19 protein-coding genes are annotated in these 17455 nt (G+C 72.9%); 10 read left to right on the forward strand and 9 right to left on the reverse strand.

Features of this window, described 5'->3' with window-relative positions; genetic code table 11:
* Positions 1–87 precede the first annotated feature (87 nt).
* Positions 88–1638: a histidine ammonia-lyase gene (gene hutH / locus IH54_RS0124515; RefSeq protein WP_078862492.1), complete on the forward strand. Its 1551-nt coding sequence runs from the start codon at positions 88–90 to the stop codon at positions 1636–1638.
* Between the two features lie 56 nt (positions 1639–1694).
* Here the strand turns inward: hutH and IH54_RS0124520 are convergent, their stop codons facing one another.
* Complete coding sequence (locus IH54_RS0124520; protein WP_031520522.1) at positions 1695–1997, reverse strand: hypothetical protein; 303 nt, start codon at positions 1995–1997, stop codon at positions 1695–1697.
* A 395-nt stretch (positions 1998–2392) separates the two neighbouring features.
* Here IH54_RS0124520 and IH54_RS0124525 point away from each other — a divergent pair, with 395 nt between their 5' ends.
* Positions 2393–3658 (forward strand): L,D-transpeptidase, encoded by a 1266-nt coding sequence (locus tag IH54_RS0124525; protein WP_052397825.1) that lies wholly within the window; start codon positions 2393–2395, stop codon positions 3656–3658.
* Here the strand turns inward: IH54_RS0124525 and IH54_RS0124530 are convergent.
* Together IH54_RS0124530 and xylB are read right to left on the reverse strand one after the other, a co-directional pair.
* Complete coding sequence (locus IH54_RS0124530) at positions 3606–4799, reverse strand: ROK family protein (RefSeq protein WP_420711801.1); 1194 nt, start codon at positions 4797–4799, stop codon at positions 3606–3608. The genes IH54_RS0124525 and IH54_RS0124530 overlap by 53 nt on opposite strands.
* Before the next feature lie 450 nt (positions 4800–5249).
* Positions 5250–6689: a xylulokinase gene (gene xylB / locus IH54_RS0124535; RefSeq protein ID WP_031520528.1), complete on the reverse strand. Its 1440-nt coding sequence runs from the start codon at positions 6687–6689 to the stop codon at positions 5250–5252.
* Positions 6690–6791: 102 nt separating this feature from the next.
* Here xylB and xylA point away from each other — a divergent pair, with 102 nt between their 5' ends.
* Positions 6792–7970, forward strand: a complete 1179-nt coding sequence (xylA, locus tag IH54_RS0124540) for a xylose isomerase (protein WP_031520531.1) — start codon at positions 6792–6794, stop codon at positions 7968–7970.
* A gap of 137 nt (positions 7971–8107) precedes the next feature.
* On the opposite strand, the gene IH54_RS45665 is transcribed toward xylA, so the two are convergent.
* Together IH54_RS45665 and IH54_RS45670 are read right to left on the reverse strand one after the other, a co-directional pair.
* A complete protein-coding gene (locus IH54_RS45665) occupies positions 8108–8620 on the reverse strand; it encodes an ATP-binding protein (RefSeq protein ID WP_052397816.1) in 513 nt (170 codons plus the stop codon).
* Positions 8617–8931: a hypothetical protein gene (locus IH54_RS45670; protein ID WP_031520535.1), complete on the reverse strand. Its 315-nt coding sequence runs from the start codon at positions 8929–8931 to the stop codon at positions 8617–8619. Before IH54_RS45670 ends, IH54_RS45665 begins: the two co-directional genes overlap by 4 nt.
* A 217-nt stretch (positions 8932–9148) precedes the next feature.
* On the opposite strand from IH54_RS45670, the gene IH54_RS0124555 reads away from it, so the two are divergent.
* From IH54_RS0124555 to IH54_RS0124570, 4 genes are all read left to right on the forward strand, one after another.
* Positions 9149–10033 (forward strand): helix-turn-helix domain-containing protein, encoded by an 885-nt coding sequence (locus tag IH54_RS0124555; RefSeq protein ID WP_043182072.1) that lies wholly within the window; start codon positions 9149–9151, stop codon positions 10031–10033.
* Positions 10033–10242, forward strand: a complete 210-nt coding sequence (locus IH54_RS0124560) for a DUF397 domain-containing protein (RefSeq protein ID WP_043182075.1) — start codon at positions 10033–10035, stop codon at positions 10240–10242. Before IH54_RS0124555 ends, IH54_RS0124560 begins: the two co-directional genes overlap by 1 nt.
* Positions 10243–10305: 63 nt before the next feature.
* Positions 10306–10527 (forward strand): DUF397 domain-containing protein, encoded by a 222-nt coding sequence (locus tag IH54_RS0124565; protein WP_031520542.1) that lies wholly within the window; start codon positions 10306–10308, stop codon positions 10525–10527.
* A 243-nt stretch (positions 10528–10770) separates the two neighbouring features.
* Complete coding sequence (locus tag IH54_RS0124570) at positions 10771–11976, forward strand: methyltransferase domain-containing protein (RefSeq protein WP_052397817.1); 1206 nt, start codon at positions 10771–10773, stop codon at positions 11974–11976.
* Between the two features lie 26 nt (positions 11977–12002).
* Here the strand turns inward: IH54_RS0124570 and IH54_RS0124575 are convergent, their stop codons facing one another.
* Entirely contained in the window at positions 12003–12335 is a 333-nt protein-coding gene (locus IH54_RS0124575; RefSeq protein WP_052397818.1) for an ArsR/SmtB family transcription factor, read from the reverse strand.
* A 61-nt stretch (positions 12336–12396) separates the two neighbouring features.
* Here IH54_RS0124575 and IH54_RS0124580 point away from each other — a divergent pair, with 61 nt between their 5' ends.
* Both IH54_RS0124580 and IH54_RS41880 read left to right on the forward strand, forming a co-directional pair.
* Positions 12397–12741: a putative quinol monooxygenase gene (locus IH54_RS0124580; protein ID WP_031520548.1), complete on the forward strand. Its 345-nt coding sequence runs from the start codon at positions 12397–12399 to the stop codon at positions 12739–12741.
* A 156-nt stretch (positions 12742–12897) separates the two neighbouring features.
* The gene (locus IH54_RS41880; RefSeq protein WP_052397819.1) at positions 12898–13419 is read left to right on the forward strand and encodes an RICIN domain-containing protein; all 522 of its coding nucleotides are present in this window, start codon (positions 12898–12900) and stop codon (positions 13417–13419) included.
* Positions 13420–13458: 39 nt separating this feature from the next.
* Here IH54_RS41880 and IH54_RS0124590 read toward each other — a convergent pair whose 3' ends face one another.
* Together IH54_RS0124590 and IH54_RS0124595 are read right to left on the reverse strand one after the other, a co-directional pair.
* Entirely contained in the window at positions 13459–14355 is an 897-nt protein-coding gene (locus IH54_RS0124590; RefSeq protein WP_031520553.1) for a LysR family transcriptional regulator, read from the reverse strand.
* A gap of 152 nt (positions 14356–14507) precedes the next feature.
* A complete protein-coding gene (locus tag IH54_RS0124595) occupies positions 14508–15170 on the reverse strand; it encodes a TetR/AcrR family transcriptional regulator (protein ID WP_052397820.1) in 663 nt (220 codons plus the stop codon).
* 108 nt (positions 15171–15278) lie between these two features.
* On the opposite strand from IH54_RS0124595, the gene IH54_RS0124600 reads away from it, so the two are divergent.
* Complete coding sequence (locus IH54_RS0124600) at positions 15279–15827, forward strand: hypothetical protein (protein WP_031520557.1); 549 nt, start codon at positions 15279–15281, stop codon at positions 15825–15827.
* A gap of 4 nt (positions 15828–15831) precedes the next feature.
* Here the strand turns inward: IH54_RS0124600 and IH54_RS0124605 are convergent, their stop codons facing one another.
* Positions 15832–16986 carry a sensor domain-containing diguanylate cyclase gene (locus IH54_RS0124605; RefSeq protein ID WP_031520560.1) on the reverse strand — a complete coding sequence of 385 codons (1155 nt, stop codon included), beginning with the start codon at positions 16984–16986 and terminating at the stop codon, positions 15832–15834.
* Positions 16987–17455 lie beyond the last annotated feature (469 nt).

The following is a 17455-nucleotide window of genomic DNA, read 5'->3' on the forward strand; positions in this document are numbered from 1 at the left end:
CGCCGGCGGAAGATCGCGACGCCCACCGCAAGGGGCACCCCGGAGCGCCCGTGACAGAGCGGGATTCAGTGCTTAGGGTTCGTGAATATGGATATGCACACCGTGCTCATCGGCTCCGAAGGGGCCACCTCCGGAGACGTACTGGCCGTCGCACGCGCCAACGCACAGGTCCGCCTCGCGGAAAGCGCCGTCGGGGCGATGGCCGCGGCCCGCCGCGTCGTGGACGCGCTCGCGGCGAAACCGGAGCCGGTGTACGGCGTGTCCACCGGCTTCGGCGCCCTCGCCGTCCGCCACATCAGCCCCGAGCTGCGCGCGCAGCTCCAGCGCTCGCTGGTGCGCTCGCACGCCGCGGGCATGGGGCCGCGGGTCGAGCGGGAGGTCGTCCGCGCGCTGATGTTCCTGCGGCTCAAGACGCTCGCGTCGGGCCGCACCGGCGTGCGGCCGGTGGTCGCGCAGACGATGGCCGCGCTGCTGAACGCGGGCATCACCCCCGTCGTCCACGAGTACGGCAGCCTCGGCTGCTCCGGCGACCTCGCGCCGCTCGCGCACTGCGCCCAGGTCCTCATGGGCGAGGGCGAGGCGGAGGGCCCGGACGGGCAGGTCCGGCCCGCGGGCGAGCTGCTCGCCGAGCACGGCATCGACCCGGTCGAGCTGCGCGAGAAGGAGGGCCTGGCCCTCATCAACGGCACCGACGGCATGCTCGGCATGCTGGTCATGGCCTGCGCGGACCTCGCCCGCCTCTTCACCTCCGCGGACATCACCGCGGCCCTGACCCTCGAAGCGCTGCTCGGCACGGAGAAGGTGCTCGCGCCCGAGCTGCACGCGATCCGCCCGCACCCGGGCCAGGCGGCGAGCGCGGCGAACATGCTGAAGGTGCTGGCGGGATCGGGCCTGACGGGGCATCACCAGGACGACGCCCCGCGCGTGCAGGACGCGTACTCCGTGCGCTGCGCCCCGCAGGTCGCGGGCGCGGGCCGGGACACCCTCGCGCACGCCCGTACGGTCGCCGACCGCGAGCTGGCGGCGGCCGTCGACAACCCGGTCATTACGGAGGACGGCCGGATCGAGTCGAACGGGAACTTCCACGGCGCCCCCGTCGGCTACGTCCTGGACTTCCTCGCGATCGCCGCCGCCGACCTCGCCTCGATCGCGGAGCGGCGCACCGACCGGCTGCTGGACAAGAACCGCTCGCACGGCCTACCGCCCTTCCTGGCGGACGACCCGGGCGTGGACTCGGGGCTGATGATCGCGCAGTACACGCAGGCCGCGCTGGTCAGCGAGCTGAAGCGGCTCGCGGTGCCCGCGTCCGTGGACTCGATCCCGTCCTCGGCGATGCAGGAGGACCACGTCTCGATGGGCTGGTCGGCGGCGCGCAAGCTGCGCACGGCGGTGGAGGCGCTCGCGCGGGTCGTGGCGGTGGAGATGGTCGCGGCGACCCGGGCGCTGGAGATCAGGGCGATCGGCGGCGGCTCCCCCGCCCCCGCGACGGCGGCGGTGCTGGCGGCGGCGCGCGAGGCCGGGGTGGCGGGCCCGGGCCGGGACCGCTTCCTGGCCCCCGACCTGGAGGCGGCGTACGTGTTCGTACGGTCCGGCGCCCTGGTGAGCGCGGCCGAGCAGGTCACGGGCCCGCTGGCGTAGGGCTCCGGACCCGGACGGGTCACGGGCCGCCGGCGCAAGGCCGCGGCGGAGGGGCGTCAGGGCGTGGTGTCGGGCTCCGGTTCCTCGGCCTGGCGGGCTCGGCGGGTCGACTCGACGAGCAGGCCCGCCCCGACGACGAGGAAGACGGCGCCGCCGATCAGGTACGGCCTGGTGTTGAAGGCCCCGGTGTCGGCGAGGCCCCCGTCCTCGTCCGCCTTCTGCACGTCAGCCGCGGCGGCGTGCGCGGCCGGGGCGGCGGCGGGGGCGTGCTCGGTGCTGGCGCTCGCGGTGGGGACGAAGTACAGCGCGGCAAGGACGGCGCCGGCGGCTGCCACCACGTAAGGGCGGGGCGAGGCCATGGGAACCCCCAGGGGTTGCGACGACGTGACCGTGGCCACCGATCGTAGTGACCTCCGCCACTCCTTGGGAAGCCGCCCCCCGGCACGCCCCCGGGCCCCCGCTCCGTCGGCCTACACCCGCCGCCCCCTCATCGCGGACAGCCCGCACACGCGAGGGCACGTACCGTCACCGCACGCGTGCGATGGAACACAATATCGGACAGAAAGGGTGATTTGCCCCGTCGTGGCTGTTTCCATGGTCGGAAGAAGCCCGCAGGCCGTACCGGCCGCGGGGGACTACTGCCGCATTGGAGAGCTGCGTGACGCCGCCCGAGAACGGATCCGCCCCGACCGAGGCCCCTGCCAAGCACCGCAAGATCACCACCCGCCGCACCCTCGCGGCAGTCGCCGTGCTGATGGGCGGCGCCGTCGCCCTCACCGCGTGCAACAGCGGCGGCGGGAGCCACGCGGACGGCAAGGCGTCCCCCTCGGCGTCGGCGACGTCGTCGGCCCAGGCCCCCTCGTCGTCCCCCTCGGCGACGAGCCAGGCCACCGAGGACGCGGCGGCGGCCAAGCACGCCTCGGCCGCGAAGATCACCATCACCCCGAAGAACGGCTCGACCGGCGCGAAGGTCAGCGGCGCGGTGAAGGTGACCGTCAGCGGCGGCACCCTGAGCAGCGTCACGATGAAGGCCAAGTCCGGGGGCAAGGCCGTGGCCGGCAAGCTGTCCGCGGACAAGAAGACCTGGACGCAGAGCGGCTCGCTCGCGCACAGCACCCAGTACACGGTCTCCGCCGCCGCGAGCGACGCGCAGGGCACGCCCACCGCCGCGACCGCGACCTTCGCGACCGCGGCCGCGAAGCCGTCGACCTTCACCGGCTACTTCACGCCCGAGGACGGCTCGACCGTGGGCGTCGGCATGCCGGTGTCGATCAACTTCGACCACGCCATATCCACCGGGGACCGCGCCGACGTGCAGCGCGCCGTCACCGTGTCGTCCACCAGCGGCCAGACGGTCGTCGGCCACTGGTTCAACAGCAAGCGCCTGGACCTGCGCCCGCAGAACTACTGGGTCGCCGGCACGCACGTGACCGTGACGATGAACTGGAAGGGCGTAGAGGGCGCCCCCGGTGTCCACGGCACGCAGCACAAGACGATCGGCTTCGACATCGGCCGCTCGCAGGTCTCCACCGTCGACACCCGGACGCACATGATGACCGTCGTGCGCGACGGCCAGGTCGTCCGCACCGTCCCGATCTCCGCGGGCAGCCAGGACCACACCACCTACGACGGCCAGATGGTCATCGAGGAGAAGCACGAGACGACCCGGATGAACGGGGCGACCGTCGGCTTCACCGACGACGACGGCAAGGGCGAGTACGACATCCCGGACGTGCCGCACGCCATGCGGCTCAGCGACTCCGGGACGTTCATCCACGGCAACTACTGGGGCGACCCGTCCGTCTTCGGCAACGTCAACACCAGCCACGGCTGCATCGGCATCGAGGACGTCAAGGGCGGCGGCGACCCCACCACCGACGCCGCCTGGTTCTACGACAACTCGCTGGTCGGCGACGTCGTGACGGTCGTCAACTCGCCCGACAAGGTCATCCAGCCCAGCAACGGCCTCAACGGCTGGAACATGACATGGAGCCAGTGGGTGGCGGGCTCGGCTCTGTAAGGGCCCGCTCCGACACGTTGCGGATCCAGGTCGCGGGGTCGTCCAGCACGGTACGCACCGAGCTGTAGGCGGCCCCGCGCAGTACGCCGTCGCGGCCCAGCCGGGAGATCACCACGTCCTGCGCCCGCCACCGGCGGTCCGTGACGCGCGCGGCCAGCTCGCGCCGCACGCCCGGCAGCAGCCAGGGCGCGAGGTCCGCGAGGGGGCCGCCGACCACCACGGCCTGCGGGTCCAGCAGGTTCACCGCGCCGCTCAGGGCTATGCCCAGGGCGGCGCCCGCCTCTTCCAGCGCCCGCAGCGCCGCCGGGTCGCCCGCGACCGCCGCGGCCTTCAGCGCCGGACCGCGCCCCGCGCTCACGCCCGCGGCGCGCAGCAGCGCCTCCTCGCCGGCGTACGTCTCCAGGCAGCCCGTCGCCCCGCACGAGCACGGGGGTCCCTCCGGGCGCACGGGCATGTGCCCCAGCTCGCCCGCGAAGCCGCGCGCCCCGCGGAAGAGCCGGCCCTCCACGACCAGCGCGGCACCGATGCCGATCTCGGCGGAGACGTGCACGAAGTCCGCGAGGCCGCCGTCGTGGCCGCCGAGCCACAGCTCGGCGAGGGCGCCGAGGTTGGCCTCGTTCTCCACGGCGGTGGACGTCTCAGGGAAGGCGGCGTCGAGCGGTACGTCCTCCCACCCGAGGTTGGGGGCGCGCAGGACGGTCCGGTGGTCGGGGCCGATGAGTCCCGGTACGGCGACGGTCGTCCGTACGGCGGTCAGCCCGGCTTCCTCCGCCCGCCGGATGACCTCGCCCGTCAGCTCGGCCAGCTCCCCGAGCACGGCCCCGGCGGGGCGGCCCCGGTTGGCGGCGGGCCGCTCGGCGCGGGCCCGCACCCGGCCGCGCAGGTCCACCGCGCACGCGGCGAGGTGGTCCACGCCGATCTCCGCGCCGATGCCCGCGGGGCCCGTCTCGGTGAGCGCCAGCACGGTGCCGGGGCGCCCGACCGTCCCCGGCCGCTGCGCGCCCTGCTCCTCGAGGAGGCCGGCCGCGAGCAGCTCGTCGACGAGCGTCGACACGGTGGCCCGGGTCAGCCCGACCTCCGCGGCGACCGCGGCCCTCGTCACGTTCGCGCCCGCGGCGAGCGCTTTCATGACCAGCGCCATGTTCCGCCGCCGCAGCCCGGCCTGCGCGCCGGTCCCTTTCCCCACGGTCTCCTCCGGAGGTCCTTAGCGTTTGCGCCCGGGCCTGTGCAACCCGGGCCTGCCCTTCCCGACTCCCCTCCAGCCCTCCGGGCTGCCCCTTGCTCTCCCTCCGGGACCTTACGGCCGGTGGATGGCTGGTCGCGCAGTTCCCCGCGCCCCTGGTTGTCGCCGTCCCCCGCATCGCCGAGCCCCGAGGGGTTCCCTGCCACGCCGGGCAAGCGCCCCGCAGGGGAGCGTGGGGGCACCTCCCAGGCGAAGCCTGGGGGAGAACTGCGCGAGCAACCCCCGCCAGGGGAAAGGCTCCATGCCACGCCAAGTGGCAATCACCCAGGGGCGCGGGGAACTGCGCGCGCAACCACCCACCGGCGGAAGATCGCGCAGCCCACCCCGGGCGGCAGCCCGAAGCGCCCCCTACCGCTGCTGCGCAGCGAGAGGCATCGCGGCGGCCAGCCGCGTACGGGTCGCGTCGTCCAGGGGCAGCGCAGCGTGAACGCGGCCCGACGTCGTGTTCCAGCGGGCGGCGATCGCCGCGGGAGCCTCACCCGTGAGGGCGGCGGCGGCCTGGACCGCAGCCCCGAGGGCAACGAGCTCGCCCGCGTCCGGCACCTGCACGGCGCGGCCGGAGAGCCGCCGTACCGTCTCCAGCCACGCGGTCCCCCGCGACCCGCCCCCGATGACGAGAAGCGGCTCGTCCGAGGGAGCCCCGCCGTCCACGGCGAGCACCTCGTCCAGCGCGCCCAGCAGCGCGTAGACAGCCCCGTCGTAGGCACCCTGAAGCACCTGACCGGCGGTCGTGTCGTGCCGCAGCCCGCTCAGCAGCCCCGAGGCGTACGGCAGGTTCGGCGTGCGCTCGCCGTCGAGGAAGGGGAGGAAGGCCACCGAGCCGCCGGGCTCGACGTCCTCGCGCTCGCGGCCGAGGAGCGCGGCGACCTTGTCGACGGCCAGCGTGCAGTTGAGCGTGCACGCGAGCGGCAGCCAGCCGCCGTCCGCCGAGGCGAACCCGGCGACGACCCCGCTCGGGTCGGTCGGCCGCTGCCGCGACACCGCGTAGACGGTCCCGGACGTACCGAGGCTGAGGGCCGCGCGGCCCGGCGTGAGCCCGAGCCCCAGAGCGGCAGCGGCGTTGTCACCCGTGCCCGGCGCGACGATCGCGCCTGCCCGCAGCGGCAGCCCCTCTCGTACCTGGCCGGCGGTTTCGCCGGGCCCGAGCACGGTGGGCAGCAGCCCTGCCGAGAGCCCGAGCGAGCCGAGCAGCTCCTCGTCGTAGCTCTCGGTGTCGGAGCGCCACCACCCGGTGCCGGACGCGTCGCCGCGGTCGGTGACACCGGCGCCGGACAGCCGCTCGGTGAGGAAGTCGTGCGGCAGCCGTACGGCCTTCGCGGCGGCCGCCGCCTCCGGCTCGTGCTCGGCGAGCCACGCCCACTTCGTGACCGTGAAGCTCGCCCCGGGCACCGACCCGAAGCGCTGCGCCCAGTGCTCGGCGCCGTACTTCTCGACGAGCGCGGCGGCCTGCGGGGCGGACCGCACGTCGTTCCACAGCATGGCGGGCCGCACCGGCGCGCCCTCCGCGTCGAGGACGACGAGCCCGTGCTGCTGCCCGCCCACGGAGACGGCCTCCGCGCGCGCGGCCCATTCACCCGTCTGGCTCAGCGCGTCCTGGAGTGCCGTCCACCACACCTCGGGGTCGGTCTCCCGGCCCGCACCGGTGCTGACGGTGTGCCGAGCCTGGCCGGAGGCCAGGACCGCGCCCGTCTCGACGTCGACGGCGAGCACCTTCGTCGATTGCGTGGAACTGTCGACCCCGAGGACGACCGCCCCGGACGACGCCCCGAGCGCCCCGTTCTGCCCCATGTGATTCCTGTCCCTTCCGGAGCCCGTCGCGAGCTGCCACTTCCCATCATCGGCCTCGCATACTAATTTGTTCAACAGTCTGACGAATAGGAGCAAGCCCTCATGACTTCCGAGACGAACCTCACCCCGGGGCCGGAGCACAAGTTCACCTTCGGCCTCTGGACGGTCGGCTGGCTGGGGCGCGACCCGTTCGGCGATGCCACCCGCGCGGCGATCGACCCGGTCGAGTCCGTCAACCGGCTCGCCGAGCTGGGCGCGTACGGCGTGACCTTCCACGACGACGACCTGATCCCCTTCGGGTCGTCCGACGCCGAGCGTGACGCGATCATCAAGCGCTTCCGCGCCGCCCTCGACACGACCGGCCTGGTCGTGCCGATGGCCACCACCAACCTCTTCACCCACCCCGTCTTCAAGGACGGCGGCTTCACCGCGAACGACCGCGACGTCCGCCGCTACGCGCTGCGCAAGACCATGCGCAACATCGACCTCGCCGTCGAGCTGGGCGCGAAGACGTACGTCGCGTGGGGCGGCCGCGAGGGCGCCGAGTCCGGCGCCGCCAAGGACGTCCGCGTGGCCCTCGACCGCTTCAAGGAGGCGTTCGACCTGCTCGGTGACTACGTCACGGAGAAGGGCTACGACATCCGCTTCGCCATCGAGCCGAAGCCGAACGAGCCGCGCGGCGACATCCTCCTGCCGACGATCGGCCACGCCCTGGCGTTCATCAACTCCCTGGAGCGCCCCGAGCTCGTCGGCCTCAACCCCGAGGTCGGCCACGAGCAGATGGCCGGGCTGAACTTCCCGCACGGCATCGCGCAGGCGCTGTGGCACGGCAAGCTCTTCCACATCGACCTCAACGGCCAGACCGGCATCAAGTACGACCAGGACCTGCGCTTCGGCGCCGGCGACCTGCGCTCGGCCTTCTGGCTGGTCGACCTGCTGGAGAACTCGGACTACGAGGGCCCGCGCCACTTCGACTTCAAGCCCCCGCGCACCGAGGACTACGACGGCGTCTGGGCCTCCGCGGCCGGCTGCATGCGCAACTACCTCATCCTGAAGGACCGCGCCGCCGCCTTCCGCGCCGACCCGGCCGTCCAGGAGGCGCTGCGCGCCGCCCGCCTCGACGAGCTGGCCCAGCCGACCGTCGCCGAGGGCGAGGGCCTGGCCGGCCTGCTGGCCGACAAGTCCGCGTTCGAGGACTTCGACGTCGAGGCCGCCGCCGAGCGCGGTATGGCCTTCGAGGCGCTGGACCAGCTGGCGATGGACCACCTGCTGGGCGTCTGACCCCTCGCGGGTCCACCCCTTCGCGGGTGACGCTCCTCCAGGCTCGCGGGGTCCCGCGCGACCGGCCTACGTACGACGTCCTGTCAACGTCGTCCCCCCGTCCGGGGGGCCGGTCCGCGGGGCCCCGCGCCCTTTTCTCACGCGAGGCCGAGGGGTACGGCCCGTAGCCCGTCCAGCACGCGCTGCCCGAACGCGGCCTCCGCGAGGGCCCATTCGGCGTCGTACGCCGACTCCGCCTTCTGCCCGAGGGGCAGCTCCGCCCACACGACCTTGCCGGGCGCGGCCGGGCAGAAGACGTCCCACCGCTCGCTCAGGGCCTCGACGAGGAAGAGCCCGCGCCCGCCCTCGGCGTCTTCGCTCTGCGCCGGGATGACGGGGCTCCCCCCGTCCCGGTCCCACACCTCGACGTAGAGGCTGCTCCCCGCCGCCCGGAGCTGCACCCCGATGAGGTGGCTGCCCGCGGGCCCGCTCATCTTGACCGCGTTGGTGACCAGTTCGGACCCGATCAGCTCGGCCCCGTCGATCTGCTCGGCGAGCTGCCACGCGGTGAGCGTCCGCCGGATGAACTCCCGCGAGAGGCCGACCGCCGCGAAGGCTGCGGCGAGCCGGATGCTCGCGACGTAGAGGACGCTGGGCGTCGGTACGTTCACTCGTCCCCCACCTCGTAGATGTCCACGTCCGCGCGATCGACGAGATACGCGGCAAGGTGCTCGCGCAATACCTGTGTTGAGCCGAAGTGCCGCAGCGACGGCACGACCACGGCGGCGCCGGAGCTGCGCTTCAGCTCCTCGACGAGCCCGTTGAGCACGGCGATCCCGCCGTCCTGCTCCTCCTGCCAGATCCGGACGAGGGCGTAGCCCCCGCGCTCGGCCCAGCAGCGCAGCCGTAACTCGTCCCGCCTCACCTCGACGTCGGGCGTGCCCGCGTAGGCCCGCATGTAGCCGTGGACGGCTCGCTTCATCCCGCCTCCTCGCCGGTGGATGCACCGATCACGAGGCGTCAACTGCGTTGCGCCGTGCGTGACGTGACGAGTGAAGCACCGTCAGAGTCGAATATGCAACACTCCAGATCGGAAATCCGGAGACACGATATTCGAACACTCATCTCCCATTTCAAAACGGGGAGTTGGGTGCTTCCATTCCGGATGTAGGCTGTATTCCAGAGCGGAGGTACACCGAGTGGTGGAGACGGCAATCGGTTCGACCGTGCCCCGGCGTCAACTGGGCCGACACCTGCGTGAGCTGCGCAATCAGGCCAGACTGACCGTGCGCGCGGCTTCGACAGCCCTGGAGTGGTCGGACCAGAAGATCTGGCGCATCGAGACCGGTCAGACGTCCATGCGCAGCCTTGATGTCGAGGCCATGTGCCGGGTGTACGGCGCTGATCCCGAGCTGACGCAGGGCCTTATGGGGCTGGCTAAGGAGACGAAGGCGCGCGGGTGGTGGCACGCGTACGGCGACGTGATCCCGGAAGGGTTCGACCTCTTCATCGGGCTCGAGGGTGCGGCGACGAGCCTGCGCAAGTACACCGCGGACCTGGTACCGGGCTTGGCGCAGACGGAAGATTACGCGCGCACGGTGATCCAGAAGCACAGCCCCGACGTCGCGGCCGACGAAATTGAACGCCGAGTACACGTACGGCTCGCGCGGCAGAGGTCACTGACCCGCGTTTCCGCCCCGCTCGCCGTCGAGTTCGTACTCAGCGAGGCGGTCCTGCGCCAAGCGGTCGGCGGACCGGACGTAATGGCCGCGCAGTTGGCCCACTTCCTCCACCTGATGGAGCTACCGAACGTCTCGCTGCGGGTTGCTCCGTTCACGGTAGGCTTGCATCACGGGCTCCTGACCGGCCCTTTTTCGATCCTGCGCTTCCCGGTCAACGGTGACGGACAGCCCACGGAGCCGCCGACCGTCTACGTGGAAGGCTTCACCGGAGACCTCTATCTCGACAAGCCGCATGAGGTCGAGCGGTACGACCAGGCGTTCACATCGCTCTGGGATGCGGCCTTGGACACCAAGGGCACCCAGGACATCCTCCGGAATGCAGCAAAGGAGTTCGCGCAATGATGAGTTCGGACCTCACGGGCGCGGTGTGGCGCAAGTCCAGCCGCTCCGAGAACAACGGGACGTGCGTCGAGGTCGCCTTCCTCCAGGACGGCCGCGTGGCGATGCGCGACAGCAAGGACCAGGGCAACGGCCCCGCACTCGTCTTCACAGCGGCCGAGTGGTCGGCGTTCCACGGCGGCGTCGTGGATGGCGAGTTCACGACTGCGTAAGGCCCCGCAGGGCACCGCACCCTGGAGGTCCGACCCCTCACAGCCAACAAGGGAGCACCGGCCATGATGAGTTCGGACCTCACGGGCGCGACGTGGCGCAAGTCCAGCCACTCAGCAGACAACCACCAGTGCGTCGAAGTCGCCCTCCTCCCCGACGGCAACGTCGCCACGCGCGACAGCAAGCACCACGGCACCGGCCCCGCCCTCGTCTTCACGGCGGCCGCGTGGACGGCCTTCCACCGCGCCGCCGCCAAGGGCGAGTTCGGGCCCGCGCAGATCCGGTAACGCCTGAGCCCGCGGCCCGCGAGCGACACTTGCCGCGTCACCAACCGTGTGCGTACCGTAGCGAATGGACGACGTTGTGCGACGCGGACGCGAGGGAGCGGCTATGCGGGTCACGGGATTGGCCAACTGCGCGGCACAGGGCGGGGACGAGGGGGACGGGCATCCCGGGACACCGTGGACGCCCCCGGAGGAGCCGCCGTCTCCTGACGGCGACACGCCGCCTGGTGACGGCCAACACCGCAAGTGAGCCCGACCGGTCGGCGGGACGCGGTACGGCGGCCGGGATGGGCGCAACTGGTGCGCTCCTTGGTCGACTCCGGCGTGCTGGCCGCGCCGTGGACGGCGGTGTTCGAGGACGTCGACCGGGCGCGGTTCCTGCCGCCGGTGATGTGGCCGTACGACATGACGACCAGGGCCAGCACGACGGTCAGCCGGGCGGACGACCCCGACGCCTGGTTCGGCTTCGCCGACGCGGACGTACCCATCACCACGCAGTGGGACGACGGGCGCCACCAGGGACCGGCGCCGGGCCGCGTACCCACCTCCTCCGCGTCGGCCCCGACCGTGGTCGCCGCCATGCTCCGCGCCCTGGACGTCCACGACGAGATGCGGGTGCTGGAGATCGGCACCGGCACCGGGTGGAACGCGGGGCTGCTCGCCCGCCGCCTTGGCGACGAGCACGTCACCAGCGTCGAGATCGACGCCGCGGTTGCCGCAGCGGCGGAGGCCGCCCTCCACGATGCCGGCATCGCCCCGACGCTCGTCGTCGGCGACGGGCTGCTCGGATGTCCGCAGCGTGCGCCGTTCGACAGAGTGGTGAGCACCATGGCGGTGCGCTCCGTGCCGTACGCCTGGGTGCGGCAGGCCGCCCCGCACGGCGTGGTGCTGACGCCCTGGGGGACGCGCTACTCGAACGCCGACGCGCTCGTCCGCCTCGTCGTCGCCGACGACCACAGCCGGGCCGAGGGCCGCTTCATCCGGCCGGTGGAGTTCATGAAGGCCCGCTCCCACCGCCGGAGCCGCGGGCTCCACACCGAGTACGTGCCCGGCGGGGACGTCGTCGCGGCGGCCGACAGCATCACCACCACCGACCTGACCGCAGCCGACCTCACCGACCCGGACTTCGCCTTCGCCGCCGGTCTGGCCACCGGCCGCGACTGCGTCAGCACGTGGAACCGGCGCGGCGCGCGGGTCTCGTTCTGGCTCTACGGGATCACCGACCGCTCCTGGGCCGCGACCGTCCTCGACGACCACCGGCCGACCTCCACCGTCTACCAGGGCGGTCGGCGCCTGCTGTGGAGCGACCTTCGCGCCGCCCACCGGTGGTGGACGGACTCCGGGGAGCCCGACGCCACGCGCTTCGGCCTCACCGTCACGCCCGACACCGAGACGGCCTGGCTCGACACCCCGCACCGGCCTGTCACCGAAGGTGAGTTCGCGCCCGCGTAGCAGACGCGACGCACGGCTACCGGCGATCAGGCGCGGCCCGGATCCTGCCCCCCGTCCGGGTCCTCCCGGACTTCGCGGAGTTCGCGGACGAGGAGGGCCAGCAGGCCCGGGAAGTGCTGCTCGGTGGCGTCCCGGCGCAGGGACACCGCGCTGCCGTTGCCGTGGAAGCGCTGGTCGATGAGGCCGGCCTCGCGGAGTACGCGGTAGTGGTGGGTGCGGGTGGCCTTGCCGACCGGGAGGTCGAAGGAGCCGCAGGCGCGCTCCTCGCCGTCGGGCCCGGCGGCGAGTTCGGCCACGACGCGGCGGCGGCGGTCGTCAGCCAGCGCGGCGAGCACCTTCCCCAGTTCCACGGCCACCATCCTCTCCCTCCGACAGGTACGGCTTGCATCGTACCAAGGGGGCGACCTAAGGTCCCGAGGTATGAATATCGTCATACCTGAGAAGCCGGGTCCCGTCGCCCTGTACGGATTCGCCCGTCCCCGCCCCGAACGCGCGGCGGAGCTGGAGAAGCTGCTGCTGTCCTTCGTCGAGCCGACCCGCCGCGAGCCCGGCTCGCTCCAGTACCAGGTCCACCGCGACGCCGCCGACCCCACGACCCTCGTCTTCTACGAGCTGTGGCGCTCCGCGGACGACCTGCGCCGCCACCTCGCCGTCCCGGAACTCGCCCGCTTCGGCGAGACGCGCATGGACTACCTGCGCGAGGACCTGGAGATCCACTGGCTGGCGCCGCTCAGCGCGGAAGAGACCGCCCCCCGCCCGTCATGAGCGCGGGTGATCGCAGCCCCGCGAATCCGGCGTTGATCCGCTCCCGCCCCCCGGAGAGGGTTGACCACGGCGCGTCCGGACGCATCTGGAGACCCACCGCCCGGACGCGCCGGACCAGCTCAGGACTGCATTCCGGTCCGTCACCAAGGGGGAAAGATGCTCATCCGCAAGACACTGGCCATGGCCGCCGCGACAGCCGGACTCATCGGCGCGGGGATGCTCACCGGCGCGTCCGCCGCGTCCGCGAGCGTTCTCCCGCCGGAAGGGAGCGGGGGCGTGGTCCAGTTCTGGAACAAGCACACCGGCCTGTGCCTGGAGATCGCCGACTGGCGCACCGACAACGGCGCCCCCGCCCGGCAGTGGTACTGCACCGGCGGCGCGAACCAGAAGTGGTACGAGACCACCAACTCCGCCGGCCGCCACACCTACGTCAACGTCAACAGCGGCAAATGTCTGGAGATCGCCGACTGGCGCACCGACAACGATGCTCCGGCCCGCCAGTGGGACTGCACCGGCGGCGCCAACCAGTCGTGGTCGTTCACGAACTCCCCGGAGGGCCTCCTGCAGAACTACAACAGCGATCGCTGCCTCACCATCTGGGACTACGGCCTCGGGGTGAACGCGTCGCAGTACGACTGCAACTCCGGCTACACGCAGGAGACCTGGCACCGCGAGTGACGTCGCCGGCCGTCGGGTAGCGCGGCGCGGCGTGCGCGCTCACGCCGTCGCCGCGGGGAGCTGGCCCAGGTCGGCGGCGACCTGGGCCAGGGAGCGGATGGCGTCGCTCTCGGCCTCGGTGCGCCACACCATGGCGAAGGTCAGCGGGGGGAGCCCGTCGGCGGGGCGCCAGGCGATGTCCGGGCGGGACCAGTAGGGGACGGAGTGGGCGGGGACGAGGTGGAGAACCTCGCCCTGGCTGATCTGCAAGAGCAGCCGCTCCATGTCGGTGACCAGCGGACCGCGTTCGATGGTCCGTCCCGCGGGGGTGTGCTCGGGCACCAGGGTGTTGCCCCAGTACGGCGGCATCCGGGCACTGGTGATCGCGAAGTCGGCCAGCATCTCGACCGGGACCCTGCACCGGCCGGCCAGTTCGTGGTCGCAGGAGAGCGCCACCGCCCTGCCGTCCAGGAAGAGCGTGGGCCCGACGGTGAGGTCCTCCTCCTCGACGGGCAGCCAGGTCACCAGGACGTCCAACTCCCCCTCCCGCAGCGCGGCGAAGGGATCCGTGAACGGAGCGTGCCGGAATTCCAGCTCCACTTCCGGGTACCGGCAGCGGAACTCCTGCCAGTAGTCCCGCAGATAGTGCACGTTCCCGGGGATCATCCCGACCCGCACGGTGTTGCCGACCCTGCGCGCGGCGGCCCGCGCCCGCTCCAGGCTCTCCCGCATGCTCGCGTACACCGGCACGAGGTCGTCCCGCAGTTGCCGCCCGACTGCGGTGAGCCGCACGTCCCGCCGGTTCTCCCGGTCGAAGAGCACGGCGTTCAGCCGCCGCTCCTGCTTGGCGATCGCCTGGCTCACCCGCGCCTGCGACACGTACAACCGCTCGGCGGCCCGCCCGAAGTGCAACTCCTCCGCCAGCGCCAAGAAGATCTCGATGTCCCGCAGCTCCACCGCCGCCCGCCTCCCCGTCGTCGTTCCGCACCGCCACCACGACCGGGCACGCGCGGCCCCTCCGGGACGACGGCCCACCGTGACCGGCGACGCGCACGGTAGATCGGCCCGCCAACAGCCCGCCAACAGCGGCACCGCCCGGCGCTGTTCGGCTACTCGCCGGGCGGCGGCGCGCAGTCGATGCCGGAGACCGGCGCGGGTGCCGAAGGTGTGGGGGGCTCGTCGGCACCGCGGGCGGCGTGGATCCGCAGCAGGCCGTCGATGCCGCGGAGCAGGGTCTCGCCCGCGAGGACGGGGTCGCCGAGGTAGCCCGCGCTCATCGCGCCGTCGCGGAGCATGACGAAGTGGCGGCCGGCGTGGTCGGCGGACTCCGTCGTGATCTCGGCGAACAGGCCGGTGATCGTCTTCAGGAACCAGTCGCGGTGCTGGACGACGGCCCGGTGGACGGGGTGCTGGGGGTCGGGGAATTCGGCCGCCGCGTTGAGGAAGGCGCAGCCGCGGTAGCCGGGTGAGCGGATCTGCTCGACGAGGGAGGCGCCGATGCCGCGCAGGATGGCGTCGGGCGGTGCTTCAGCGGCGGTCAGGGTGCCGATCTGGGTGCGGATCGCGTGGTCGACGCTGCCGATGTAGGCGACCGCCAGATCCTCCTTGCTGCGGAAGTGGCGGTAGAAGGTCGCATTGGTGACCTTCGCCTCGGCGACCAGCCGGTCGACGCCCACCGTGTGGATGCCCTCGGCGTAGAAGAGCTGCCCGGCGGTGCTCAGCAGCCGCTCCCGTGCCTTGGACACCCTCCCGGCGGATTCCGTCTGCGTCATACCGCCCAGCCTAGCAGGTAGAACGTTCTCTCTTGTTTCGTCGGCAGAAGTGTGCCAGGCTCAAAAAAGAGAGAGAACGTTCTACCCACTAACTCCCCGGAGACCCTCATGGCATCCGCAGCCGCCCCCGCACCCACGACCGCACCCACCCTGCGCCGCCTCTACGCCGCCCGGTTCGTCTTCGCCGCCGCGTGGGCGGCACTCCTGCTCGCCTCCGGCTCCGGCCTCACCACCCCGGCGAAGGTGCTCCTTGTCGTCTATCCCGCCTTCGACGTGGCCGCGGCCGTCGTCGACGCCAGGTCGGCCCGCACCGCAGCCGGCCCGCTCAAGGGCCTGTACGCGAACATGGCCGTCAGCACGCTCGCCGCCGTCGGCCTCGCCCTCGCCACCACCTCCGGCGCCGCAGCCGTACTGCGTGTCTGGGGCGCATGGGCGATCGTCTCCGGCCTGGTCCAGCTCCTCGTGGGCGTCGTGCGCCGCCCGCTGGGCGGCCAGTGGCCCATGATCGCCAGCGGCGGCATCTCCGTCCTGGCCGGCGCGTCCTTCCTCCGCACCGCCTCCGGCGACGACCCGTCCCTCACCGCCCTCGCCGGATACGCGGCGCTCGGCGGCATCTTCTTCCTCGCCTCGGCGATCCGCCTCCCCCGCCGGGGCTGACCCCCTACGCGTGGTGGCCGCGGATGTGGCGGCGCTCCGTCGGGTCCGTCGGCGGAGGGGCGTCCGCCAGGCGCAGGACCGGGTCCTCCGGCCCCTCCCGACCGGCCACGACGGGGTACGCCGCCCGGAGGGCCTTCGCGCGGTACTGGGCCGCGTCCGCGAGGCGGAAGAGGCGGCGGGCGGAACGCACGGGGCCGATCGGGTCACCTGTGGACGCCACACCGCAGGCCACGCCCTCCCCCACGTCGAGCTTCGCCGCCCGCAGGCACAGCTCGGTCGCCGCGTGCACGACCTCGTCCGCCGTACTGCCCACCGCGACGATGCAGAACTCGTCACCGCCCAGCCGGGCCGCCAGGCTCCCGGGGAGCATCGCGCCGCACAGGCTCAGCAGCGAGCCGAACCGTTCCAGCAGACGGTCACCGACCGCGTGGCCCAGCTGGTCGTTGACCTTCTTCAGCCCGTTCAGGTCGCACACGACCAGGCTCACCGCGGTGCCCTCGGCCCGGTGCCGTTCCAGCGCCTCGTCCAGGCGTACGTCCACGGCCCGCCGGTTCCCCAGCCCCGTCAGGGGATCGGTGAACGCGAGCCGCTGCACCTCCGCCAGCCGCTCCGTCTGCGCGATGCCCGACGCGAGGACCGCGGCCAGGACTGTCGCGAAATCCGCGTCCGGGCGGGCGAAAACGGGCTCGCCCGCCCGCCGGGCCACATAGATCTCACCCCACGCCCGGCCGTGCATCACCAGCGGCGCCACCACACAGCTCCCCCGGCCCCTGCGGCGCAACGCCGCCGCCCTCCCCCACGAGCTTCCCCCGGGCGACGCGCCCGTCCCCTCCGCCGTCTCCACCCACGCGTGCGGGGCCCCGCCGCGGGCCCAGCTGCCGTGCAGGAACTCGGCGATCTCCGGGAAATCGTGCACCGAATACGACTCGTCCTCCGGCTCCGATTCCTCGCCCGGGGCGAGGTCCCCGTCGTTCACCAGCACCCGCAGCCGCCCCGTCTCCCGCTCCCACGCGGACACCGCCGCGAAGGAGCCGCCCATCGCACGCCGCGCCCCCCGCGCACCCGCGCGGGCCGCCTCCTGCGGGGTCTGCGCCGTCGCCAGCGCCTGTGCCAGTTCGACGACCGCCGCGAGCCGTCGATCGGCCGTCCCGTCCTCCATCCCCCCAGGCTAGAAAGCTTTTGCCCTCGCCGGGCAGCGAATACTCCGAACGGCCGTCCGATCGCCCCTCGGACCTCCCCCCGGCGGGGGCCGCCTTCCCCCGGCGGGGGCTGCCTTCCTCCGGCGAGGGGCTGGGGGCACGTCGGCGGCTTCCCGCCGCGGGGGGCCCGCGCCTCCGGCGCGGGTGTCTCCCACCCCCACCACCCGTGCAGATAGTGGGCGAGTGCACGCCCTCTTGTGGGGGTGACCCGCCATCGGGGGCTAACCGCAGTCCCCGGAACAATCACCCCCACCGGCGGGCAGCCGCCAACGCAACGTCGGGAGGGGGACGATCCGGGGGTGCCCCCGCAGGAATGCGCACCCTGTCCGGCACCGGACACGTCATGACGTCAGACGCGCATTCCGAGGAGGTACCCCCGGAGTGGCCCCCGACCCACCCACCGCACGGACAGCGCGATGCCCCGCCGGG

Source organism: Streptomyces sp. NRRL F-5123, assembly GCF_000721495.1.
Classification (GTDB): domain Bacteria; phylum Actinomycetota; class Actinomycetes; order Streptomycetales; family Streptomycetaceae; genus Actinacidiphila.